This window comes from Bombella pluederhausensis, assembly GCF_026385525.1.
Lineage (GTDB): Bacteria > Pseudomonadota > Alphaproteobacteria > Acetobacterales > Acetobacteraceae > Bombella > Bombella pluederhausensis.
Genome location: NZ_JANIDY010000006.1, coordinates 1 through 23,365, shown reverse-complemented (window position 1 = coordinate 23,365; position 23,365 = coordinate 1). Strand labels below are relative to the sequence as shown.

The 23,365-nt window shown below is 58.5% G+C and carries 23 protein-coding genes, 1 other RNA gene and 1 pseudogene; 8 read left to right on the top strand and 17 right to left on the bottom strand.

Annotation, left to right across the window (positions count from 1 at the left end; all coding sequences use genetic code 11):
- Positions 1-50 precede the first annotated feature (50 nt).
- The 15 genes and pseudogenes from NQF86_RS08920 to NQF86_RS08850 form a co-directional block, all read right to left on the bottom strand.
- The gene (locus NQF86_RS08920; protein WP_266117303.1) at positions 51-1,283 is read right to left on the bottom strand and encodes an argininosuccinate synthase; all 1,233 of its coding nucleotides are present in this window, start codon (positions 1,281-1,283) and stop codon (positions 51-53) included.
- Positions 1,284-1,394: 111 nt separating this feature from the next.
- Positions 1,395-2,618: a 23S rRNA (adenine(2503)-C(2))-methyltransferase RlmN gene (gene rlmN / locus NQF86_RS08915; protein WP_266117302.1), complete on the bottom strand. Its 1,224-nt coding sequence runs from the start codon at positions 2,616-2,618 to the stop codon at positions 1,395-1,397.
- A gap of 63 nt (positions 2,619-2,681) precedes the next feature.
- Positions 2,682-3,434 (bottom strand): TlyA family RNA methyltransferase, encoded by a 753-nt coding sequence (locus NQF86_RS08910; protein WP_266117301.1) that lies wholly within the window; start codon positions 3,432-3,434, stop codon positions 2,682-2,684.
- Positions 3,434-5,392, bottom strand: a complete 1,959-nt coding sequence (gene dxs / locus NQF86_RS08905; protein ID WP_266117300.1) for a 1-deoxy-D-xylulose-5-phosphate synthase — start codon at positions 5,390-5,392, stop codon at positions 3,434-3,436. Before dxs ends, NQF86_RS08910 begins: the two co-directional genes overlap by 1 nt.
- A gap of 6 nt (positions 5,393-5,398) precedes the next feature.
- Positions 5,399-6,307, bottom strand: coding sequence for a polyprenyl synthetase family protein (locus NQF86_RS08900; protein WP_266117299.1), 909 nt, complete (start codon positions 6,305-6,307; stop codon positions 5,399-5,401).
- Positions 6,308-6,488: 181 nt separating this feature from the next.
- Positions 6,489-6,734: pseudogene (locus NQF86_RS08895) on the bottom strand (exodeoxyribonuclease VII small subunit); the annotation flags it as partial.
- A gap of 199 nt (positions 6,735-6,933) precedes the next feature.
- Entirely contained in the window at positions 6,934-8,265 is a 1,332-nt protein-coding gene (locus tag NQF86_RS08890; protein WP_266117298.1) for an NCS2 family permease, read from the bottom strand.
- A 35-nt stretch (positions 8,266-8,300) separates the two neighbouring features.
- Positions 8,301-9,698 (bottom strand): glycosyltransferase family 2 protein, encoded by a 1,398-nt coding sequence (locus NQF86_RS08885; RefSeq protein WP_266117297.1) that lies wholly within the window; start codon positions 9,696-9,698, stop codon positions 8,301-8,303.
- A 4-nt stretch (positions 9,699-9,702) separates the two neighbouring features.
- Positions 9,703-11,505 carry a translation elongation factor 4 gene (lepA, locus tag NQF86_RS08880; RefSeq protein WP_266117296.1) on the bottom strand — a complete coding sequence of 601 codons (1,803 nt, stop codon included), beginning with the start codon at positions 11,503-11,505 and terminating at the stop codon, positions 9,703-9,705.
- A 77-nt stretch (positions 11,506-11,582) separates the two neighbouring features.
- Complete coding sequence (locus NQF86_RS08875; RefSeq protein ID WP_266117295.1) at positions 11,583-12,551, bottom strand: peptidoglycan -binding protein; 969 nt, start codon at positions 12,549-12,551, stop codon at positions 11,583-11,585.
- Positions 12,552-12,553: 2 nt separating this feature from the next.
- Positions 12,554-14,128, bottom strand: coding sequence for a MotA/TolQ/ExbB proton channel family protein (locus NQF86_RS08870; RefSeq protein WP_266117294.1), 1,575 nt, complete (start codon positions 14,126-14,128; stop codon positions 12,554-12,556).
- Complete coding sequence (locus tag NQF86_RS08865) at positions 14,125-14,853, bottom strand: OmpA family protein (RefSeq protein WP_266117293.1); 729 nt, start codon at positions 14,851-14,853, stop codon at positions 14,125-14,127. The genes NQF86_RS08870 and NQF86_RS08865 overlap by 4 nt, the downstream gene beginning before the upstream one ends.
- A gap of 100 nt (positions 14,854-14,953) precedes the next feature.
- Positions 14,954-15,781 (bottom strand): inositol monophosphatase family protein, encoded by an 828-nt coding sequence (locus tag NQF86_RS08860; protein ID WP_266117291.1) that lies wholly within the window; start codon positions 15,779-15,781, stop codon positions 14,954-14,956.
- Positions 15,782-15,783: 2 nt separating this feature from the next.
- Complete coding sequence (efp, locus tag NQF86_RS08855) at positions 15,784-16,350, bottom strand: elongation factor P (protein ID WP_266117290.1); 567 nt, start codon at positions 16,348-16,350, stop codon at positions 15,784-15,786.
- Positions 16,351-16,485: 135 nt separating this feature from the next.
- A complete protein-coding gene (locus NQF86_RS08850) occupies positions 16,486-17,550 on the bottom strand; it encodes a lysine-2,3-aminomutase-like protein (RefSeq protein ID WP_266117289.1) in 1,065 nt (354 codons plus the stop codon).
- A 112-nt stretch (positions 17,551-17,662) separates the two neighbouring features.
- On the opposite strand from NQF86_RS08850, the gene epmA reads away from it, so the two are divergent.
- The 3 genes from epmA to NQF86_RS08835 are packed head-to-tail and all read left to right on the top strand — an operon-like array spanning position 17,663 to position 19,822.
- Entirely contained in the window at positions 17,663-18,667 is a 1,005-nt protein-coding gene (gene epmA, locus NQF86_RS08845) for an EF-P lysine aminoacylase EpmA (RefSeq protein ID WP_266117288.1), read from the top strand.
- A gap of 49 nt (positions 18,668-18,716) precedes the next feature.
- Entirely contained in the window at positions 18,717-19,118 is a 402-nt protein-coding gene (locus tag NQF86_RS08840) for a hypothetical protein (RefSeq protein ID WP_266117287.1), read from the top strand.
- Positions 19,119-19,123: 5 nt separating this feature from the next.
- Positions 19,124-19,822: a hypothetical protein gene (locus tag NQF86_RS08835; RefSeq protein ID WP_266117286.1), complete on the top strand. Its 699-nt coding sequence runs from the start codon at positions 19,124-19,126 to the stop codon at positions 19,820-19,822.
- 22 nt (positions 19,823-19,844) lie between these two features.
- Here NQF86_RS08835 and NQF86_RS08830 read toward each other — a convergent pair whose 3' ends face one another.
- Positions 19,845-20,426, bottom strand: a complete 582-nt coding sequence (locus NQF86_RS08830; RefSeq protein WP_266117285.1) for a thiamine phosphate synthase — start codon at positions 20,424-20,426, stop codon at positions 19,845-19,847.
- 49 nt (positions 20,427-20,475) lie between these two features.
- On the bottom strand, positions 20,476-20,844 hold the full coding sequence (locus tag NQF86_RS08825) for a hypothetical protein (protein ID WP_266117284.1): 369 nt from the start codon (positions 20,842-20,844) through the stop codon (positions 20,476-20,478).
- A 112-nt stretch (positions 20,845-20,956) separates the two neighbouring features.
- Between NQF86_RS08825 and NQF86_RS08820 the strand changes: the two genes are divergently transcribed.
- The 5 genes from NQF86_RS08820 (at position 20,957) to NQF86_RS08800 (ending at position 23,255) form a co-directional block, all read left to right on the top strand.
- On the top strand, positions 20,957-21,220 hold the full coding sequence (locus tag NQF86_RS08820) for a hypothetical protein (protein ID WP_266117283.1): 264 nt from the start codon (positions 20,957-20,959) through the stop codon (positions 21,218-21,220).
- A 5-nt stretch (positions 21,221-21,225) separates the two neighbouring features.
- Entirely contained in the window at positions 21,226-21,609 is a 384-nt protein-coding gene (locus tag NQF86_RS08815; RefSeq protein WP_266117282.1) for a cell division protein ZapA, read from the top strand.
- A gap of 78 nt (positions 21,610-21,687) precedes the next feature.
- Positions 21,688-21,847, top strand: a non-coding RNA gene (gene ssrS, locus NQF86_RS08810) — 6S RNA.
- Between the two features lie 12 nt (positions 21,848-21,859).
- Positions 21,860-22,429 (top strand): 5-formyltetrahydrofolate cyclo-ligase, encoded by a 570-nt coding sequence (locus NQF86_RS08805; protein WP_266117281.1) that lies wholly within the window; start codon positions 21,860-21,862, stop codon positions 22,427-22,429.
- A 10-nt stretch (positions 22,430-22,439) separates the two neighbouring features.
- Positions 22,440-23,255, top strand: coding sequence for a TIGR00282 family metallophosphoesterase (locus NQF86_RS08800; RefSeq protein ID WP_266117280.1), 816 nt, complete (start codon positions 22,440-22,442; stop codon positions 23,253-23,255).
- Positions 23,256-23,365: the final 110 nt, after the last annotated feature.

Sequence of the window (23,365 nt, the reverse complement as noted above, 5' to 3'; positions counted from 1 at the left end):
AACCCTGCCGTCTTATCCAGAGGAAGGACGGCAGGGGAGGACGCATAGGCTCAGGGTGTGCCGCCGCGGCGTCCCTTGTTGGCACCCAGCCGCAGGCGCAGGGCATTCAGGCGGATAAAGCCCTGAGCATCAACCTGGTTATAGGCGCCTTCGTCATCCTCAAAGGTCACGACACGGGCATCATACAGGCTGTCGGGGCTCTCACGGCCCACGCAGATGACATTGCCCTTATAGAGCTTAAGGCGGACACGACCATTCACATGCTGCTGGCTGCTGTCGATCAGAGCCTGAAGCATGTGACGTTCCGGGGAGAACCACAGACCGTTATAGATCAGCTCGGCATAGCGGGGCATGAGGCTGTCCTTGAGATGGGCAGCTTCACGGTCCAGCGTGATGGATTCCATGGAACGATGAGCCTGAAGCAGGATGGTCCCGCCCGGTGTTTCGTAAATCCCACGGGACTTCATGCCGACAAAGCGGTTCTCCACGATGTCGAGACGGCCAATGCCGTTGGCCTTGCCCAGCTCGTTGAGGCGGGCGAGTAGAGTGGCCGGAGACAGGGCTTCGCCATTGATGGCCACCGGGTCACCATGCTTGAAGTCGATGGTGATCTCGGTTGCCTTGTCCGGGGCAGCTTCCGGGGAGATGGTGCGCTGGAAGACGATCTCATCCGGCGGCAGTGAGGGGTCTTCCAGAATCTTCCCTTCGGAGGAAGAATGAAGCAGGTTGGCATCCACGGAGAAGGGGGCCTCACCACGCTTGTCCTTGGTGACGGGAATCTGGTTCTTCTCGGCAAAATCCAGCAGCTTGGTGCGAGAAGTCAGGTCCCATTCACGCCATGGGGCGATGACCTTCACATCCGGCTTCAGGGCGTAATAGGCTAGCTCGAAGCGGACCTGATCGTTTCCTTTACCTGTGGCACCATGCGCCACGGCATCAGCCCCGACAGCCTCGGCAATCTCAATCTGACGCTTGGAGATCAGCGGGCGAGCGATGGAGGTGCCCAGCAGATACTGGCCCTCATAGACCGTGTTGGCCCGGAACATCGGGAAGACATAGTCTTTGACGAAAGTTTCCCGCAGGTCCTCGACAAAGATTTCCTTCACGCCAAGGGATTCAGCCTTGCGGCGCGCGGGCTCCAGCTCCTCACCCTGACCGAGGTCAGCCGTGAAGGTGACGACCTCGCAGCCATAATGCTCCTGAAGCCAGCGGAGAATGACGGACGTATCCAGCCCACCGGAATAGGCCAGAACGACTTTCTTGATGCCTGAGGCTTTGCTCATGATTGCTCCCTGTCCTCTGCTGAAAAACAGAACCAGATGTCGTTAAGTTATTATGGTCTTGTAACAGTTGTCAGGCCATTGGGCCAGAGGCCCATACCCGCAGAGGCGGGCTTATGCCTCGTTTTTGCGGGATTCAGCCTGCCGTTTCCGTTCACTTTGCGTCTTGAGCTGTCCACAAGCGGCGAGAATGTCTTTGCCCCGGGGCATCCGGATGGGGGCTGCATAACCAGCATCCATGATAATCTGGGCAAAGCTGGCCAGTCGTTCCCGTGTGGAGGGGCGGAAGTCTGATCCCGGCCATGGGTTGAAGGGAATGAGATTGACCTTGGCAGGTAGACCACGGATCAGCCGTACCAGCTCTCTGGCCTCGGCATCGCTGTCATTCACATCCCGTATCATGATGTATTCAAAGGTGATGCGGCGGGAATTGGAGGCTGCGGGATAGCGGTGGCAGGCGGCCATCAGTTCTTCAATCGGGTATTTCCGGTTCAGCGGGACAAGCTGGTCCCGCAGGTCATTGCGGACAGCATGGAGGGAAATGGCCAGATTGATCCCCAGCTCGTCCCCACAGCGGTCCATCATGGGCACAACGCCAGAAGTGGAGAGTGTGATGCGGCGGCGGGAGAGGGCAATGCCTTCGCCATCCATGATGATCTTCATGGCCTTGGCGACATTCTCGTAATTATAGAGCGGCTCCCCCATGCCCATCAGCACGATGGTGGAGAGTAGGCGGGGCGTGTCTCCCTTGGGGCTGGGCCATTCGCCATAGCTGTCCCGTGCGGCCATGAACTGCCCGACAATTTCGGCAGCACCCAGATTGCGGACGAGCTTCTGCGTGCCCGTATGGCAGAAGGTGCAGGATAGAGTGCAGCCGACCTGAGAGGAAATGCAGACAGCGCCACGGTCTTCCCGCCTGTCCGGGATATAGACGGTTTCTGCCTCCTGCCCGTCCCGGAAGCGAAAGAGAAATTTGCGTGTGTCGTCTTTGGAGGTCTGCTGTGTTGTCAGGCTGGGGCGCCCGACAATGAAATGTTGCTCCAGTTTAGCCTGTAATGGCTTGGCGATGGTGGACATGCGGGAGAAGTCCGTCACGCCCTGATGATATATCCAGTGCCAGAGCTGCTTGGCCCGGAAGGGCTTCTCGCCAATTTCAGTCAGGACCTCAGCCAGCTCCTCCCGGGACAGGCCAACCAGCTCACGCCGGCCATCTTCCGTGACAGGTGTGGGCGGAGCAAAAAGGGCTGACTTGGCTTCGATGCGTTTGCGCTCGCTCTCATTGAGGGCATTTACGGCATCGGAGGAAATGGGGGAGGAAGAAGGCATCGGATGTGTCATGAGGCGGCTATAGCATGGGAACCCGTCAGCGGGTCAGAAAAGTGATGAGAAAGGCAGGAACGCTTAAAGAGCGTCCTTGCGGGCGGCAATAAGGAACTCTTTATTGCCTTCTGGTCCAGTGATTGGGCTGGGAACAAGGCCTAGAATGGTCCAGCCGGGGAGGGCGGCAAACCAGTCCGTGATGTCCTGACAGACACGTTCATGCACGGCAGGATCACGCACGACCCCTTTGGGGCCAATATCGGCCCGGCCTGCCTCGAACTGAGGCTTGATGAGGGCCACGGCCCATGCCCTTTCCTTTGCCATGCCAAGGGCCGGAGCCAGCACGGTTTTCAGGCTGATGAAACTGGCATCGCAGACGACAATATCCGGTGCTTCGGGAACGTGCTCTGCATTCAGATGGCGGGCATTTGTTTTTTCCAGCACCACGACACGTTCATCAGATCGTATCTTCCATGCGAGCTGACCATGCCCGACATCCACGGCGTAAACTTTTGCGGCGCCGTTCTGGAGCAGGACGTCAGTAAAGCCTCCCGTGGAGGCCCCGACATCCACGGCGATTTTCCCTTCTGGGGAGAGCGGGAAATGTTCCAGCGCATGAGCCAGCTTCAGCCCGCCACGGGAAACCCACGGATGGTCCTGCCCTTTCAGGGTCAGGGGCATGTCCTCGGCAAGCTGATCGCCTGCTTTTTTGACGGGCTTGTCACCATGTGGGCCAGCATAGACCAGCCCAGCCATGATGAGGGCCTGCGCCCGGCTGCGTGTTTCGACCAGCCCTCTTTCCACAAGGAGCTGGTCCGCACGGCGTTTTGCCATCAGGCCCCTGCCTTGCCATCAAGTGTCTTGCGGGCCAGATCAGCAATATGACGGGCGGTCAGGCCTGCTTCCTCATATTGGGCAGCGGGTGTGTTATGGTCGATCCATGTATCAGGCAGAGCCATGGGGCGGAAACGGACCTGATCGAGCAGGCCGGTTTCCGCCAGATGCTGCACGACCTGCGTGCTGAAGCCACCCGGGGCACCATCCTCAATAGTGATGAAGACCTTGTGCTGACGGGCGAGTGCCTCGATCAGGGCCCCGTCAACCGGCTTAGCAAAGCGGGCATCGGCCACGGTGACAGCAACGCCTTCTTTTGCCAGTGTCTCAGAGGCTTTCAGGGCTTCATGAAGACGGGGGCCAAGGGCAAGAATGGCAACGCCTTCTCCTTCGGAGGCACGCACGATGCGGCCCTTGCCGATTTCCAGAACCTCACCTTCTGCAGGGAGTGTCAGGCCCAGACCGGCCCCACGGGGATAGCGGACAGCAATCGGGCCACTATCATGGGCCCATGCCGTGGCCGTCATGTGAAGCAGTTCCACTTCATCAGAGGGAGCCATGACGGTCATGTTAGGCAGGCAACAGAGATAGTTGAGGTCGAAAGACCCGGCATGTGTTGCGCCATCGGCACCAACCAGCCCGGAACGGTCCACAGCGAAGCGGACGGGCAGATTCTGGAGTGCCACATCATGCATCACCTGATCGTAGGCACGCTGGAGGAATGTGGAGTAGATGGCGCAGAAGGGGCGCATTCCTTCACTGGCGATACCGGCGGCAAAGGTCACGGCGTGCTGCTCGGCAATGCCGACATCGAAGTAACGGTCAGGATGGCGCTGGGCCATTTTATCCAGCCCGGTGCCGGACGGCATAGCCGCCGTGATGGCAACGACCTTGTCATCCTGATTGGCCCGGTGAAGCAGCTCACGGGAGAAAACATCCGTATAGCTGGGAGGACCAGCCGGACCTTTCTTCTGTTCACCTGTTTCCACATCAAAGCGGGAAACGGCATGGTATTTGTCACCGGCTGCTTCGGCAGGCTTGTAGCCACGGCCTTTCTCGGTGATGACATGCAGCAGGACAGGCCCTTTATCCTCGGCATCCCGCAGGTTGCGGAGAATGGGAACAAGCTGGTTCATGTCATGCCCGTCAACAGGGCCGATATAGTAGAAGCCGAGTTCTTCAAACAGCGTGCCGCCGGTAATCATGCCACGGGCATATTCCTCGGCACGCTTGGCAGTCCGTTCGATGCGAGAGGGGAGGCGTTTAGCCAGTTTGCCAGCCATGTCCCGCAGCGTCAGGAAGCGGCGGGAGGACATCAGGCGGCTGAGATAGTTGGACATGGCCCCGACAGGCGGAGCAATGGACATCTCATTGTCATTCAGGATGACGATGAGCCGTTCTGCTCCCTTGCCACCCATGGCGCCCGCATTGTTCATGGCCTCATAGGCCATGCCAGCGGAGATGGATCCGTCTCCGATGACGGAAATGACGTTCCGTTCCCGGTAGGAGGGATGATCTTCCGCATAGAGGTGGTGGGCTACAGCCATGCCCAGACCAGCAGAGATGGAGGTGGAGGAGTGGGCAGCCCCGAATGGATCGTAGGGGCTTTCGGAACGGCGTGTAAAGCCGGATAGCCCGCCGGGCTGACGCAGCGTGCGGATCTGGTCACGCCGGCCTGTCAGAATTTTGTGTGGGTAGGCCTGATGGCCGACATCCCAGATCACCCGGTCATCCGGCGTGTTGAAGACGGCATGGAGAGCCACTGTCAGCTCGACAACACCGAGAGAGGCACCCAGATGCCCGCCCGTTGTGGACACGGCATTGATGGTCTCGGAGCGGAGTTCTTCCGCAAGGGTGGTGAGCTGCTCGATGGACAGGTTCTTCATGTCCGCCGGTACGGTGACACGGTCCAGCAGAGGATAGCGGCCCATGGTAGGGATGGAGGAAGACGTGCTCATGGACAATCAGTTCCTGCGTTCAACGAAATAATCAGCGAGAGCACGGAGTGTGTCCGCACGTGGACCGAAGGAAGACAGAGACTGGCGGGCCTGTTCGCTCAGGCGCAGTGCTTCCTTACGGGCTCCTTCAATACCGAGCAGGGAGACATAGTTGGACTTGCAGGCATCTTCATCCTTGCCGGCTGTCTTCCCCAGCTCCTCGGTGCTGGCTGTGGTGTCCAGAATATCATCGGCCACCTGAAAGGCAGTGCCGAGGTCAGCACCATAGCGGACGATGGCTTCACGCTGGGGATCACCCGCTTTGAGCCCGGCCAGAATGGCTCCAGCCTCTGCGGCATAACGGATGAGAGCACCTGTCTTCATGGCGTGGAGGCGCTTGACCTTTTCCAGCGGCAGGGCCTTGCCTTCGCCACGGATGTCAATGACCTGACCGCCGACCATACCGGCACTGCCTGAAGCACGGGCGAGGGCCAGAGCCAGCTCGGCACGGATGGCCGGGTCTTTGCTGGTGGCGTCCTCCAGCAGGACTTCAAAGGCGCTGGTCTGGAGAGCATCACCGGCGAGAATGGCGAAAGCCTCGTTGAATTTCTTGTGCGTGGAAGGCTGCCCCCGGCGGAGGTCGTCATCATCCATGGCGGGTAGATCATCATGGACGAGAGAATAAGCGTGGAGGAACTCGACCGAAGCTGCCACACGCAGGGCGGCCTCACGAGGTGCGCCGAACAGGGCGGCAATTTCCAGCACGAGGAAGCCACGCAGACGTTTGCCGCCATTCAGAGCCGCATAACGCATGGCTTCAATCAGCAGGGATTCATCACCCGGCACCATGGGCAGCAGAGCATCAATGCTGGCTTCAATGTCACGACAGGCCTGACGAAGTGCGTCCTTAAGAGGGAGGGCAGGACTGTCGGTCATCGGGAAGTCTCCTTGCGGATGGGGGCGGTCGGGAATGTGTGTGGGCAGTTATTCATCAGAATGGGATTTCATCGTCCAGAGCGGGGCCTGAAGCAGACCAGCCATCATCCTGCGGCGGGGGGGATGGCTGCTTTCTGGGCGCCGCTTTCCTGCGGGGAGCGGGGGCTGGGCGCTTCTGGTCATCGAGAGCTTCCTCGGAGAGAGAGCCATCAGCCTTCTGGACGATGGCCTTTACCCGCATTTCCGCTTCACCCAGCTTTTCTTCACAGTGGCGGCGCAGGGCGGCCCCCCGTTCGTAAGCGGAGATGGCATCTTCCAGCTTCATCTGGCCGCTTTCCAGCCCGCGCACGATCTGCTCAAGCTCGGCCAGTGCGCTCTCAAAGGAAAGCTGATGCAGCGGTGCGGTCTGTGTCGTATGAGACGTCATAGGGTCGGGCATGAACTATCCAAGCCGGGGTTCAGATCATGAAACTTATAGGCCATTACAGGGATACAGAGATTTTTTCCACCCCTCATCCTGTCCAGCAGGCAAGATCACGAGGCTTTTGATCTTCCTGAAGACACTGACAACCATGCCGGATGAAGCACCTCTCTGGCGCTTCAGGGCTGGTGTGCTGGCTGTCAGTTTAAAGCTGGCCTTGTAGAATCATGTAACAGAGAAAAGTGATATCAAGCCCTATGATGATAGGGGTTATTTTATGAAAAGCCCGTCTGACTATCAGAATGGTTGTGTAGAGCAGCATTCCGCAGGCCAGAGCCAGCATGAAATTGCCGGTTACCACCGTGAGAAGAAGCATGCAGAGCGGTGGGAAGGCGTCATCCATGGTGCGGGGGAGATCGGTCAGGCTACCCAGCATGATGATGCCCACAAAAACCAGTATGGGCGCTGTGGCCAATGCAGGAATGGCCGTGATGAGAGGCCAGAGGCAACATGACACGGCAAAGAGCAGGGCAACGGTTAGAGCGCTGAGCCCCGTGCGTCCACCTGTCTCGGCACCCGTTAAGCTTTCCAGATAGGCAGAGACCGTGCATGTGCCCAGTAGGGCACCGAGTATGCTGGCTGCACCGTCTGCCGTGAAGGCACGGGGGTCAAGCTCCGGGTGCTCTTTCGTGCCGTGTAGCCCCGCTCTGCGGGTGACGGTCAGCATTGTGGCTGTGGCATCAAAGAAATCACTCAGCAGCATGTAAAGCGTGATGGGGAGTAGCAGCCCGATATGATGAAAGAAGTCCCCAAAGCTGAAAGGGGCGAGCATGTGTACCGGGTAATGGGGCCAGTCGATCAGACGGGCGGGTAGCTGGGTCAGGGGGTGGCCATCCGTGCCGGGTACGACAAGGCCTAGAAGGGTCAGGATGATGATGGTGATGAGCAGCCCTGCCGGAACCCGCAACAGCTGCAGAAGCAGGCATAGCAGGATGCCTGCCAGAGCCAGAATGACGGAAGGGTGGGAGAGGGGAGCAAAGCTCAGTCCATTGCTGGAGGGGACAGCGATCCCGGCAGTCACAAGACCGATCCGAGCGATAAAAGCGCCTATGGCGACTTGTATGCCCAGCACGATGCTGGGGGGAAAGCTCTGTATGATTTTCAATCTAAGGCGGGTCAGGGACAGCAGGGTGAAGCAGAGACCGCTGAACAGCACGACCGTGAAGGCGGTTGGCGGGCTGACATGCGCCTGCTGGACGATGACCTGAGTGAACAGGACATTGCTGCTCATGGCCGGAGCGAGGGCCAGCGGAAGGCGAGCCCAGAGCGCCATAAGGAGCGTCCCCGCTACGGCGCCAGCGATGGTTGTCATCACCATGTCATGCCGGGCCAGTCCTGCCCCGGCGAGAATGGCCGGATTGACCGCCATGATATAGGCCATCGATCCGAAAATAGTCAGTCCTGCAATAATCTCCCGTGGGATAGTCGAGTGGCGCTGACTGATCTGGAAAAACTGGTCAAGATGGGATCGGAACACAGCGTCATCTTTTCAGGAAGAACAGGCGGGGACTTCTAGCGTTTCCAGTGATGGAAAAGCTGGTGAAGCAGGGGGGTAAAGAGTGTGCGGGCGTCCTCTACGGGAAGCTGGGCATAGAGGGCCCCGATAACAGACGGTGACAGCCAGCTGCTACGTTTGATCGCCTCATGGAGTCCCGCTGCACCGAAGCCGTGCATTGTGAAGTGATGTAGAGCGCTCTCCATCGGGTCTGGCCGGGATGATTGCGGCGTGTCGATTGAAACCAACCGGAGAGGGCCTTCATCCGGCAGGGCCATTCCTGTGGGTTTAAGGGTCAGTTTGACTGTGTCCGTGCCTTCATCGTCCTCAAGATGGAGGGGGAGGCAGTCGAGTAAGGTTGTGAAATAGGTGGAATCCGCTGCGTAAGCGGGCAGATAAGGCAGGGGGGCTGGCTGTTCTGCATGGAGCCACGCACAGGAAGTCGGTTTGCTGTCTGTGTCGTTCAGTCTGATGAGGCAGAGCGGAGACAGGTTGTCATCAGTATGGACTGTTTCTGCCGGGCGGAATCCGATCGTGCGGCTGGTTTTGTCCAGAACGAGCTGGTCCTGCCCCCGGTGCAGATGGAACCGGCTGAACGTATGGTCTTTTGTAACAGGTGCGGGCGTGGCGGAAGGCGGTGTCACCTGTCCATTCTGTATGGCGTAACAGGCGCCTAGTATCAGCCCCTGTAAAAGATGGGCCCCTACATCCAGCGTTTGAGGTATGAGAGCCTGCCCTTTTTGAAAAAGCAGGTCATTTCGATCAAAATGGCGGCGTGTCTGGGGGGTATGGCTGCTGCTGGCAGCATCATGAAGGATGCGGGCTGAAGACCAGTCTGGCGGTGTGTCGATATGGGCGAACGGGTCCGGCGGTGTCTGCTGGCAGGCGGGCCGGAAGAAATCCCGTGTGATGCGATGTTCAGGGAGCTTTTCGCTGGCATGGGTCAGGAAAATGGCCCGTGGATGTGGTGTTTGCCCGTCCAGCGGGTGCTGGCTCCATGCGCCCAACCCCGTTATGCACCAGCTGACAGGAATATGAGTGGCCTGCAGGAAGGCCTCTGTACCCATACGCGTTTGCATTTCGGTAAAGAAGGCCGGGACGGAGCCGCTGGCGGGAGAAAAATATTCATCCACGGCCAGATGGATGACCCAGTCGAAATGCTGTCCTTCCTGACGGATCATCCGTGTCAACGCATCATGCTGGCGTTGCAGGCGGTCTGGTTCTCGCTGGTCGGTCGCCAAAAGGCGGATGTCATAATTCCGGGCCGCCTGTGCCAGAATGTCCTGACTGCCATCCGTTGAATGGTCGTCACAGACAAGCAGGGCCGAGAAGCCCGCCGCCACATGGTGGGCGATCCACCAGCCCAGCCTGTTGGCCTCATTGTGAATACAGAGAAGGGCGGCGGTCCGGATCATGGGGTCAGTCCATTTTCAGGGCAGCGAGGAAGGCGCTCTGCGGGATTTCGACCTTGCCGAATTGCCGCATACGTTTCTTACCTTCCTTCTGTTTTTCAAGGAGCTTGCGCTTACGGGAAATATCACCGCCATAGCATTTGGCCGTCACATCTTTGGAGAGTGCCCCCAGTGTTTCACGGGCGATCACTTTGGAGCCGATGGAAGCCTGAATGGCGATCTTGAAAAGCTGGCGGGGAATGAGGTCTTTCAGCTTGGCGCAGATGGCCCGGCCCCGTGTCTCGGCCACAGTGCGGTGGGCGATGAAGGCCAGCGCATCCACTGGCTCGTGATTGACGAGAATGGAGATACGGACCAGATCGCTCTCCTCGTAACCATCCATCTGGTACTCGAAGGAGGCATAGCCCCGTGTGAGGGATTTCAGACGGTCATAGAAATCGAACACCACTTCATTGAGGGGCAGGCGATAGACAACCATGGCCCGGTCGCCAACATAGGTCAGGTCGATCTGCACGCCACGGCGTTCGGTGCAGAGGGTGAGGACGGACCCCAGATATTCATCCCGCACGAGGATGGAAGCCTTGATCCACGGTTCTTCAATATAGTCGATCTTGCTGATCTCCGGCATGTCTGCCGGGTTGTGCAATTCTTCCATCTCGCCGTTGTTCATGTGCATTCTGTAAACAACGGATGGTGCTGTAGCGATGAGGTCCAGATTGAACTCACGAGACAGCCGCTCCTGAATGATTTCCAGATGCAGCAGCCCGAGGAACCCGCAGCGGAAACCGAAGCCAAGAGCCGCAGAGGTTTCGGCCTCAAAGTGGAAGGACGCATCATTCAGCCGCAGCTTGCCCAGACTGGTGCGCAGCTTGTCGAAATCATCCGCATCGACCGGAAAGAGGCCACACCAGACGACCGGCACGGACGGCTTGAAGCCGGGAAGGGCCTTTTCTGCCGGACGGTTGTCCAGTGTGATGGTATCACCGACATTACAGTCCGCTACGGTCTTGATAGCGGCATTGATATAGCCCATCTCGCCCGGACCAAGAGACTCAACCGGCTTCATCTTGGGCAGGAACACACCGACCTGATCGACATGATAGGTTGCGCCCGTCTGCATCATGCGGATTTTGTCGCCCCGTTTCAGGCGACCTTCTTTGATGCGGACCAGAATGATGACGCCGAGATAGCTGTCGTACCAGCTATCCACCAGCAGCCCCTGTAAGGGGGCTTCGGCATCGCCTTTCGGGGCAGGCAGGCGCTGGACGAGAGCCTCCAGAACGCCCTCAATATTCAGGCCCGTTTTGGCGCTGATCTCCACGGCATCATCTGCCGGGATGCCGACAACTTCTTCAATCTGGGCACGGACACGTTCCGGCTCGGCAGCGGGAAGGTCAATCTTGTTGAGAACAGGGACGATCTCATGATTGGCATCAATGGCCTGATAGACGTTTGCCAGTGTCTGTGCCTCGACACCCTGTGAGGCATCCACAACCAGCAGAGAGCCTTCGCAGGCGGCGAGGGAGCGGCTGACCTCATAGGCGAAGTCCACATGGCCGGGTGTGTCCATGAGGTTGAGCGTATAGACGTTGCCATCTTTAGCCGGGTAGGTCAGGCGGACGGTCTGAGCCTTGATGGTGATACCACGTTCCTGCTCCAGCTCCATGGAATCAAGAACCTGCCCTTTCATTTCACGGGCTGTCAGGGCACCGCAGGCTTCAATCAGCCGGTCTGCCAGAGTGGATTTACCGTGATCGATATGGGCGATGATGGAGAAATTGCGGATGAGGGAAAGCGGTGTGTCGGTCATGACGCCCTAATTAGGTGATTCGTGAAGGTCTGTCAGCAGAAAGGACGGTGGAGAGGGAACCCCACCGCCTGATGGGATCAACGGTCTGTCAGGCGGAACTCGATCCGCCGGTTGCGGGCCAGAGCTTCGGGGCTCGTGCCGTTATCCAGCGGCTGATAGCCGGAGAACGCCGTTGCGGCAATGTGGTGAGGGTCCACGCCACTGGCAATCAGGGTTTTGACGACCGTGATGGCACGGGCTGATGAAAGCTCCCAGTTGCTGGGATAAGCGGAGCGGATTGGCTGGCGGTCCGCATGGCCATCGACACGCAGAATCCACGGGACATCCTGTGGAATGGTGGCCGCCACTTCTCGGAAGGTACGGGCCAGTGTGTGAATCTGTTTCTGTCCCGTAGGGGTAAGGGTTGCGCTGCCACTGGGGAACAGGATTTCCGACTGGAAGACGAACCGATCGCCCACGATGGCAATGCCCGGCTGATTTTTGAGGATATCCCTCAATCTGCCGAAGAACTCGGAGCGGTAACGCTGGAGCTGGTTAACCTTGTCCGCCAGAGCGATGTTGAGCTTCTGGCCCAACTCGGCGATGCGGGCATCCTTGTCCATCTCGTTTTTCTTTTCCAGCTCCAGAGCGCTGGAAACCGCCTGAAGCTGACGTGTCAGCTCCGTGATCTGGGAGGAAAGGTCAGCAATATTACCAAGCTGAGCGCCTTCCACTTCTTTGGCATGGTTTTCGGCATCATCCAGCTTGTGCTGTTTTTCATCCAGCTGGGTCTGGAGGCTGGCCACCATGGCGCGCTGGTCTTGCTCGGCTTTGGCGAGTGTCTTCACTTTCGCCTCGCTGAGGGACAGCATCTCACTGAGATGGCTGAGCTCCTGCTTCAGGTTCTCAAGCGCATGTTCCCTCTGGCTGATGGTGGCAGACAGGAACTCCTGCCCCAGCACGAAGACGAGCAGCACGAAGGTGACCACCATCAGCAGGGAAGATAGGGCATCCACATAGCCGGGCCATGCGTTGATCGAACCGGAACGATGACGGCGGCGGGCCATGGTCAGCCCTCCTCATGCCGGGCAGAACGTGCAGGATTCTCGCCTTTGGCCAGCAGGACGATGTCATTGCGCAGGCCGAGCAGTTGCCGGTCCATGTCCTGAAGAAGCTGAGTAACGGCGGGGTCCTCGAAATGACGCTGGCTTACACTGTTACTGAGGGCCTTCATGGTCCGCAGTGTGGCGTGATTGCTTTCCTCAATCTGCTGGAGCGTGTCCTTGAGCGGTGAGAGGTCCAAAGCTGGCGCAGCATTGTGGTTATGGCGAAGCGCTTCGCTGATTTCCGCCAGCTTCTGGATGATGGCATCCTGTCCCTTCTGGAGGGCTGCATCCTGTCGCTGGGTGGTGGCCTCACGTGTGTGATGAAGGGCGGTGCTGATCTCGGTCAGCTTCTGGATGATGGTGGCTTGCCCGTCCCGCAAAGCCTTGTCCTGCTGCTGGGGAGACGCCTCACGGTGGTGAAGCAGGTTTTCGCTGATGCGGGTCAGCTTCTCAATGAGGGAGCCCTGACCTTCACGGGTAGCGTTTCCTGTCTGGGGTTGTCCGTGACGGAGAGAGTCGCTGATCTCCGTCAGCTTGCTGGCAATAACGGCCTGATCGTCACGAGGGGCGCTGAGGGGCTGTTGAGCCATGTCAGCACGGACTTTCTGGAGAGTTTCGTTCAGGTTGCGCAGGCCGACTGTGAGACGGTCTTTCTCATCCTCATCATTTTCCAGAATGCGGCGCAGAATGGTGATGTTCTGCTGAAGGAGAGCCACGTTTTCCGTTGTGAGGCGCATGAAATCCTGCACACGGGGGAGCCATGCCTCCAGAGCTGTGTTCTTGTCGTTCTGGGCATGGGGCGCTGTGGTGGCAGGCTGGTCAGTTTCGGTGTTGGGAGCATCAAGGAATGTCTGGTCAGCCAGCCATTCTTCAATTTCATTGGCAAAGCGGTTCTGGGCCTGCCCGGCTGTCAGGTCGAGGAAGCCAAGGATGAGCGACCCGGCCAGACCATACATGGAGGCAGAGAAGGCCGTGGACATGCCGCCAAGCGGTTTGACCAGCCCGGCCTTGATATGATCGAACATGGCAGAAAGGTCAGCCCCACCAGACGGCATGGCGCTGATGACATCCGCAACGGAGCGCACGGTCAGAATCAGGCCATAGAATGTCCCCAGCAGACCGAGGAAGACGAGAAGCTGCGTGATGTAGCGGGAAATTTCTCGCCCTTCATCCATCCGGGCCTCAAGACTTTCCAGCATGGCACGGGTTGTCTGGGTGGAGAAAGCGAGCTGGGGATTCTGGTCCCGCCGGGCACGCAGGACACGGGCCATAGGGGAGAGAAGACGGGGTGGTTCCGGCACCTTCAGTCCTGCCCGTGGCTGCCGCAGGATGTTGACCCAGTGGACTTCCGGGAAAAGGCGGGTCGTCAGATGGATATTCCAGATGATGCCCAGCAGGAGGATGGCAATAATGACCCCATCCAGCCCCGGATTCACCATGAAGGCATGGATCAGCACGCTCCGCAGGGCGAAAGCCAGCCCCAGAATGATCAGAAGAAAGACAATGATGCGGACAAGATAGCGTGTCGGGCGTGTCATGGCGCCGTGTTTCCTTTTTCAGAGTCGTCTGAAGGAGCAGGGTTGGCTTCGGGGAGGATGTCCAGCCGGTCCGCTGGTGCGGTGTCGGTGCTGTCGGGTCGCCCCTGAGCAATGGGATAGATTCGTGTTGTGGCTACACCGCTCTGCACCAGAAGGCTACGGACAGCCAGAGCCCGGGATAGTGATAGGCGGCGGGGCATGGATACGTCATTGCCCGGCAACGTGGCGTAGCTACGAAGAACAAGACGGGTCTCACTTTCGGGGGCCATGCCTGTGGCATAATGGCGGATGGCCTCGATCGTGGCGGCGTTCAGGGTGGTGCTGTTTGTATCGAACAGGACACGCAGGCCATTGGGCGGAAGCTGTTCAGTCCGGCTGTGGCTGTTTTTATCGGGCTGGACATCTGCTGCGGGGACAGGGGGGTGCAGCACGACCGGAAACTCTGGCGGCGTTATGGCGACCGGTTTGGGGGCTTCCGCCGGAATGCTGGGGACCCGTGTGTAGCCGGGGGGTGTAGGCGGTGTTGGGGGAGTGCTCTCATGCGGCGGCTGAGCAGCAACATGGCTGTGCTGGACAGACGGATGGGCCGCTTTCTGGGCGGGAGGAGCGCTGGGCAGGGCGTCCAGATTGGTGGACACCTGAGCCTGAACGGCTGGTGCAGCCGCAAGCCCTGCCAGAACAGGGGCAAAAAGCAGAGAGGAGAGGAAGGCCGACCGATTTTTCATGCCTGCATCCTATGCGGGGGAGCCGTATCCTGCAATCTTTATAGCGTAATCACGCCCGTGGATACGGCTCCCGACCCCGGCCTGTATAGTCAGGGAGGGATCAGTCCTGTGTGATGGCGTTGTGGACCAGTTCCCGTAGGGGAGCGTGGAAGTGCTGGTTACCAGCCACTACGTTCACGTCATCATCAAGGGCGCCGAGGTCACGGCCCTGATCGTCCGTGGCGTGACCACCGGCCTCACGCACCAGCAGCAGGCCAGCGGCGCAGTCCCATGGTTTCAGTCCCAGTTCCCAGTAGCCTTCATAGCGACCGGCGGCCAGCCATGCGAGGTCCAGAGCGGCGGCACCGCAGCGGCGGATGCCGGCTACCTTTGGCATCAGGCTACTCAGTACACGGCCAAAAGGCAGGCGGTGCTGAGCGGGAACCTTGGCGAAAGGAATGCCCGTAGCGAACACGGCTTCAGACAGCTTGCGCCGGGCAGACACACGGATGCGCCGCTCGTTCAGGAAGGCACCGACACCTTTCTCTGCCCAGAACATTTCATGAGAAGCCGGGTTATAGACAACGGCAGCCACCAGCTCGACATCCCCATTGGGATGACGGCGCTGGAGAGCAATGGAAATGGCCCAGTGGGGAATACCGTGCAGGAAGTTGGTCGTGCCGTCCAGCGGGTCCACGATCCAGCGCCATGTCCAGTTGTCACCGCCGGAGGCACCGCTTTCTTCCATCAGGAAGGCATAGCCGGGGCGGGCACGGGCCAGTTCTTCACGGATAGTCTTTTCGGCCCTCATATCGGCCTGGGAGACGAAGTCTCCCGGACCTTTGATGCTGACCTGAAGCTGCTCGACCTCAGCAAAGTCACGCAGGAGGGACCGCGCCGCTTTCTGCGCGGTGTTCTGCATGACAGCCATATGGGGAGAAAGACGCATGATCAGTCCTTGGCACGCTCAACGTAAGTGGCGTCTTCCGTGCGTACGACAATGCGTTCACCAGCTTCGATGAAGGGCGGCACCATGACCTTCACACCGTTGGAGAGAACAGCAGGCTTGTAGGAGGAGCTGGCTGTCTGACCCTTGACGACCGGATCGGCCTCGGCAATTTCCAGCGTGACCTGAGGTGGCAGGGTAACAGCAACCGGGTCGCCCTCAACCAGCTTGACGCTGATCGTCATGTTGTCCTGAAGGAAGGGGAGTTGATCGCCAAGGATGTCCTTCGGCAGCATGGTCTGCTCGAATGTCTCCGGGTCCATGAGGACGATGTTGTCGCCATCCATATAGGAGTAGATGTAGTCGTTGTCTTCGGTGATGAGACGCTCGACTGTATCGGCGGTACGCCACCGCTCGTTGCTCTTGTTGCCACTGGCGAGGTCACGCATCTCCACCTGAATGAAGGCACCGCCCTTGCCGGGTGTCAGAATCTGCTGCTTGAGAACGGTCCAGCGGCGGCCGTTATGTTCAATGACCTGCCCGGCCCGGATGAGGTTGGCTTGCTGTTTCATGTCAGCTCCTGATGTACATGCAAAAGATCGGGTATTGCTCAGGGCATTCTGCCATATGGTCGGGCAGAGGCGCCGAAGCTCTGGGAGACTTCTAGCCGTGTCGATGGGGGCTGTGCAAGCTCCCTTCTGCACGCTCTAGGTAAAAGGATAGTGCTTTCCGTCCGGTCCCCGTGCCTGTGAGGGGGCGGAGGTTTCATCAGGTGATGAGGGGACAAGATAATCTGGCCCGAGCGGGACTTTGCCTTTCCCGCCGGGAATATCCACGACATAGGTTGGCCAGACCAGACCGGAGACCCGGCCCCGCAGGCTTTCTAGCAATGCACGGCCTTCCTCTACTGGGACATGGAAATGTGCCGTTCCGGGAGCGGAATCGAGATGGTGGAGATAATAGGGCTTGATGCGGGCGGCGATCAGCGCACGCAGCAGGGCTTCCAGCGATTCAGTCGTGTCATTCACGCCCCGGAGGAGGACGGATTGGGAAAGGACAGGAATACCCCGGCCGAGCATCTGCCGCACGGCCAGACGGGCTTCTTCCGTCAGTTCCCGGGCATGGTTGATGTGGGCAACCATCCAGAGGGCACGGTCGGTTTCCAGCGCATCCAGCAGTTCCGGGGTCAGGCGTTCTGGGGCGGCAACGGGGACACGACTGTGAATGCGGATGATGTCGATATGGGCGATGGAGGATAGCCGCTGGATGATGTGCTTCATCCGGCGGGGGGAGAGCATCAGTGGGTCTCCGCCTGTTAGGATGATTTCCCGTATCTGCGGGTGCGTTTCGATCCAGTGGAAGGCGTTTTCCAGCGCTTCCTCTCCCAGAAGTCCTCCATCAGGGCCGACATGTTCCCGCCGGAAGCAGAAGCGGCAGTAAAGCGGGCAGATCAGGAGCGGCTTGAGCAGGGCCCTGTCTTCATAACGATGCACGATGCCGGGAACGGGGGAGAGGGCGTCATCCCCAATCGGGTCTTCACTTTCATGAGGCATGGTCTGCAATTCCCGTGCATCGGGAATGACCTGCCGGGCTATCGGATCATCCGGGCTGGTGATGAGTTTCTGGAAGGCTGGGGGAATGGCGGTGGCATAGCGTTCGGCTACGGCCTCCAGCGCAGGAACCTGCTCCGGCGTGATGAGCTTTGCCTCCAGAAGTGCCTGAGTGCTGCGGAGGGTTCTGTGTGATGCGGAGGGTGAGGCAGGGTCTTGCATGGGGCTGCTCTAGCGAAAGGAGACGGCTTTCTGCAAGGAAACTCTACTATGGTGCTGCACAGGGTGGCTGCCTTATGAAAGAACGAGAGCCATAGGAATGGAAAGGATGGGCATGACGGACAGGAAAGTAGGGCAGGAAACTGCCCGGATACAGGAGCGCCTGCCGTTTCTGCGCCGCCGAGCCCGGATGGTGCGGGGCGTGCGGGCCTTTTTCGAAGGGCGTGGCTATCTGGAAGTCGAGACGCCTTACGCTGTTCCTGCGCCGGGGGAGGAGGTGCATCTGCGCTGTTTTCGTACGGTGCTGGATCATCCCGATGGGACGGCAGAGCCCCGTTACCTCCATACCAGTCCTGAATTTGCCATGAAGCGCCTTGTGGCGGCGACCGGGCTGCCCCTGTTCCAGCTGGCCCGTGTCTGGCGCAATGGCGAGCGGAGTGCGACCCATATGCCGGAGTTCACAATGTTGGAATGGTACCGTCCCGGTGCGTCCCTGTCGTCTCTCATGGATGAAACGGAACATCTATTACGTTCTGTTCTTCCGCCCCATCTGTCCTACGGAGAGGATGCGCTGGACCTGACGCAGCCTTTCGAGCGCCTGACGATGCAGGAGGCTTTTGCCCGCCATGTTGGGGTGGACCTGCTGGCCAGTGCCGGGGATGCTACTCGTCTGGCGCATGATGCCGGTGTGGCGCTGCGGAATGGCGAGAGCTGGGAAGATTTGTTCTTCCGTCTGCTGCTGGACAGGATCGAGCCACATATAGGGCGGGAACGTCCTACCTTCCTGACGCACTGGCCTGCTGAACAGGCTGCTCTGGCCAAGCGTGATCCGGCTGATCCACGAGTGGCTCTGCGTTTTGAGCTCTATGCTGCCGGGCTGGAGCTGGCCAATGCCTTTGAGGAACTGACGGACCCGCAGGAGCAGCGCCAGCGTTTTGAAGCAGACCGGGCACGGCGGATGCAGATCACGCCGGAACAGGACTGGCCATTGGATGAAGCCTTTCTTGAGGCGCTGGCTGATATGCCCCCAACCTCCGGCATTGCATTGGGATTTGACCGGCTTGTGATGCTGGCGACAGGAGCCCCTCGTCTTGAGGAGATTCTTTGGTTACCCTGTTGAAACAGCTTTTGATGAGAATAGTCTGGATTGAATGATCGGGGGGAGGGGTATGAGACAGAAGGCAGGTGGTGCAGCCATATGGGGAAGATGGCTGGCGCTGGGCGGGGTCATGCTGTTGGCGGGGTGTTCTACGCCCGCACTCCAGCGGCCGAAGGTGCTGAATGCCATGGTGGGACAGTCCACGGTGGACGTGTTACGGCGTTTTGGTGTGCCTGCCCGTACCTACGAGGTGCAGGGGCATAATTTCATCTCCTATATCGAGACGGAAACGCAGTATTCGCCGGGCTATTCCAGTTGGGATTGGGGCTGGGGCGGTGGTTACGGCTATGGCTACGGTGGATGGGGTGGCATCAACATTCCACCAAGCTATTACAGCTCTACCTGTCAGACGACCTTTGAGGTGGTTGGGGACAGGGTCGTAGGGTGGAAAATGCATGGGGGAGGATGTTGAGCGCCATGACGCAGTTCCGTTACAGGCATTCCCTGCCTGCGCTGTTCGGCTTTGCCTGCATGGCTCTCTTGGCAGGGTGCAAGACCAGCCCGCTGGACAGGCAGGACCCGCTCTCAGTGCGGGGCTCCATGCGTGTGGCCCCAGCGCCGGAAGCCAAGAGCATCACGGGTCATTATAAGCCTGCTCCGTATGATGCGCCTCCCAACCCCCGAAGCGCCTATCATGTGCCGCCGGTCTTCTTCTATGAAGACCGTCCGTTGAGTGATAATCTGGTGAGTGCCATCGAGCTGGCAGATTTTGAGGCTGCTGTCATCAGAGCTGGATACTGGCCTTATCTTGATGGTGGAAAAGATCACACCGTTTTGGCTGTACCCAACGAACCCTTTGAGATGTACCGTCATGAAGATATGCCGGACCTCATGAAACCGGCAAAACATGCTTATCTCGCCGGGCTAATCGGCCAGATGATCCTTATCGGGCATTGGGATTTGCCAACAATCCGGCGGCAGGCAGCCAAGAAAGGCGGGAGCATTCAGGTGCCCACGCTGGCGGGGCCGGGGCACGATGTGATTCTCAAGCCCATGGAAGGGGGCGGTGTGGAGGTCATTGGCAAGGATGGTACGGTGACCTTGACCGGAAACGGGTATCGGCAGTCCAACGGTGTTCTGTACGTCACCGATTCGATCCTGCCTTATTACCCGTAACGGTCTGGCCTGTCCTTCAGTTTCAGGAAGACAGGGCAGCGCTTATGGCTTTAAAGCGTTCCATGGCATCACTGTCTGAGGTGAGGGATATGGCCAGAAAATCCGCTCCAGCCTCTGCAGCGGCACGGGCCTCCTCGGCGGAAAGAACATTTTCCGCTACGGCAGGAAGCTCGGCAATCAGGCTCCATTGTGTCAGTGCTGTCAGCCCGGTGGCTGGCAGGCTGACATAGTCTGCCCCCCGTTCTCCGGCGGACATGGCATCATCAAGCGTCAGGCAGGTGCAGCCAATTTGCAGGTTCTTAGGGCGGTCTTTTCGCTCGGCAAATGGTTTGACATCCGCCGGGCTGGAGAGATGGATACCGTCAATTTCTCTCAGTGAAATGTCTTTCAGAAGGGAAAGCTCGGCTGGAGCAAGGATGAGGGCCACATCGTGCTTCCAGACCATCTGGCGGAGTGTTTCGAGCTGCTTCTGGTCAGGCTGCTGGTCGAAACAGAGCCGCAGGGCTGTAACGCTGTCCTGCGCCAGTAGGGATGGGAGATGCTCCTGAAGTTCTGTCAGAACAGGGAGTGAGGGAATGACAGGGTAGAGATCGCAGTGATTCATGATCGTCAGATGTGGCAGATTGCTCCCTTATTGACCAGTATTTCATTCTTTATGTGATAGTCAGGGCAAGAATGTCGGTACAGGGAGGGCGGTGAGAGAGCAGGCGGCCTTTCATTCCAGAAGGTAATCCGGCTCGGAAATCACGGCAGATGACCCCGGCAATGCCTGCATGCAGCGCCTCAAGGGCGAGGGCAGTGCTGGCTCCGCAATCAAGTAAGGAAGGAATGGCCGTACCTTCCATGAGGCTGAGCCACCAGTGGATCCCAAAACTGGCCCCAGCATGAGCGGGGGAGAGTGTGGTAAAGGGGCGTTCACCAAAATACTGGCAGGCCCGTAGAAGGGCTGGACGGGTGGAAATGGCAATGACAGGCTGCGGGAAAGGCGGAAAGATGCTTGACGCGCTGCGAAGATCGGTCATTCTGGCCTCATCATGTATAGAGGACGGTCATGCGCCTGCCTTGGGAAAGAGGCTTCCGCCTGTGGGAGAGTCGTACCGGATGGAAACGCATCATAGGCCATAAGGGAAGGGGATGTCAGTGCAGGAGGGGAACCCGTTGGGGATTATGCAGAAAAATCCGGATCTTGAGCGGCTGGAGATTGCTCTGGTGCAGCTTGGCTTTGCTCTGGAACAGCAGGAGATTCAGGCCGAGGCAGAGCGGACACACCAGAATGAGATAAAAAAGGCTCTGCTGGAGAGGATCGAAGCGTTAGAAGCCCGGCTGCGTGATCTCCTCGCCATGGGCGAAAAAGGTGACGGTGATGTAGCCTCTCCCACGGCAAAAGAGGAAGGATAAGACCTATGGCTCATGTAACGCTTCCAGTTGGTGGTGTCAGCTATACGGTTGGCTGTCAGGATGGTGAGGAAGAACATCTGAAAGAGCTGGCGGATTCCATTGCCAAAAGGCTGGAGGATGTCCGCCGGACGCTGGCCCCTCGTGGGGATGGTGAAGCTTTGTTTCTTGTCTCCCTCATCATGGCAGATGATCTTTATGAGGCCCGCAAGAAACAGATGACGGATGAGGAGCGGGCTCAGCTGGAACGCAGCCGTCAGATTGAGGCTTCCTATAGGCAGACGGCAGGACGGCTCGCTGATGCTGCCGACATAGCCAGTAATCTTCTCCAGCGGGTGGAGGATAGTCTCAGCCCTGCACGGCAGAAAGATGATGAGGCTACAGAGTCCTGAAGACTGTCATCAGGACAATCAGTAGGAAAGTGACTGCCCGGTGCTTGTCTATCTCCGGGCAGAAGTGCAATATGAGGCATGAAGCTGCCTGGCGCGTCAGGCACGATCAACCTCTGGGCCGATAAGCACTTCCAAGGGAACTGGCTCTGTCGTGGCTGTGGTCACGTTACTACCGGTGCCCACCTGCCCTAGCAGGTCCGGGAGGGCTGATGAGACCAACGGTCAAGGCAGCTTCACGAGTACGGATTTTATGGTCACGTCCCTGTCTTCATCCGATCAGGATAAAGCCACCATTCGGCGAGAGGTTCTGGCATCCCGCCGTACTGTCACGCCCCGGCAGAATCGTCAGCTTTCTTCCAGTCTTCTCGGCCTGATTCATCATCTTCGTCCCACGGTTGTGGCGGCTGTTTGGCCACTGCCCGGAGAAGTCGATCTACGCCCTTTTTGTAAGCATCTGGTACGGGCCGGCTATCAGGTCGTTTTGCCGGAGACACCTCCTAAAGGAAATCCCCTGATTTTCCGGCAATGGCGGGAAGATATCCCCATGAGGAAGGGGCGGTTTGGCACAAGCCATCCGATTGGAGGGAAGAAAATACCAGATGTTATTCTGGTGCCTCTGGTGGCGTTCGACCGGCAGGGGGGGCGGCTTGGTTATGGTGGCGGCTACTACGATCGGACCTTGCCCCTTTACCCGAACGCTACTCTGATAGGATATGGTCTGGCATCGCAGGAGCGGGCAAACCTGCCGATGGATGAATATGACAGGCGGTTGCCAGTTATCGTAACGGACCGTGAGATCATTCACATTGCAGAAGAATGAAGGATAGATTTTGAGACTGTTATTTCTGGGAGACATCGTTGGCCGTTCCGGGCGGGAAGCTGTTCTGGACGGGTTGAAGGGCTGGCGTGAACAGCTGTCGTTGGACATGGTCGTGGCGAATGCAGAAAATGCGTCCCACGGGTTTGGCCTGTCTCCTCAGATTGCACGGGACCTGCTGGATGGTGGTGTGGATGCCATAACGCTGGGTAATCATGCATGGGACAGGAAAGACCTGATCGGTCAACTGGACCAGCTTCCAGCTGTTGTCCGTCCAGCTAACTATCCTGAAGGAACGCCGGGGCATGGGAGTTGTGTTGTTACACTACCCTGTGGGCGGAAGGTTCTGGTCATCAATGTGATGGGGCGTGTCTTTATGGATGCGCTGGATGATCCGTTCCGGGCCGTGGAAACTATTCTCTCAAAACACCGTCTGGGTGGGACCGTTCATGCGGCTGTGCTGGATGTTCATGCAGAGACAACGAGCGAGAAGATGGGGTTTGGTCATCTCTATGATGGTCGAGTGTCGCTTGTTGTTGGTACGCATACTCATGTACCGACAGCCGATCATCGTATTCTGAGAGGTGGCACGGCGTATCAGACAGATGCTGGTATGTGTGGTGACTATGATAGTGTGATCGGCATGGAAAAGGAAAATGCCATCCGTAAGATGCTCAAGAAGGTTCCAACAGAGCGGTTTCAGCCTGCGGGAGGGAAAGCGACAGTTTCCGGCCTGATGGTGGAGACGGATGATGCGACAGGTCTGGCCATTAAGGTCTGTCCTTTCCGGCAGGGGGGAGATTTGTTGCCTTCCATGCCGAACTTTTAAGGCGAGGGGAGAGGGTCGGGTCCATGTGATCCGGCCTTTTTCGTTTCTGGAAAGCGATTCTGAAACAGGGTCCGAGAAAATAAATGGCAGTTTACTGCCGTTCTTTAATC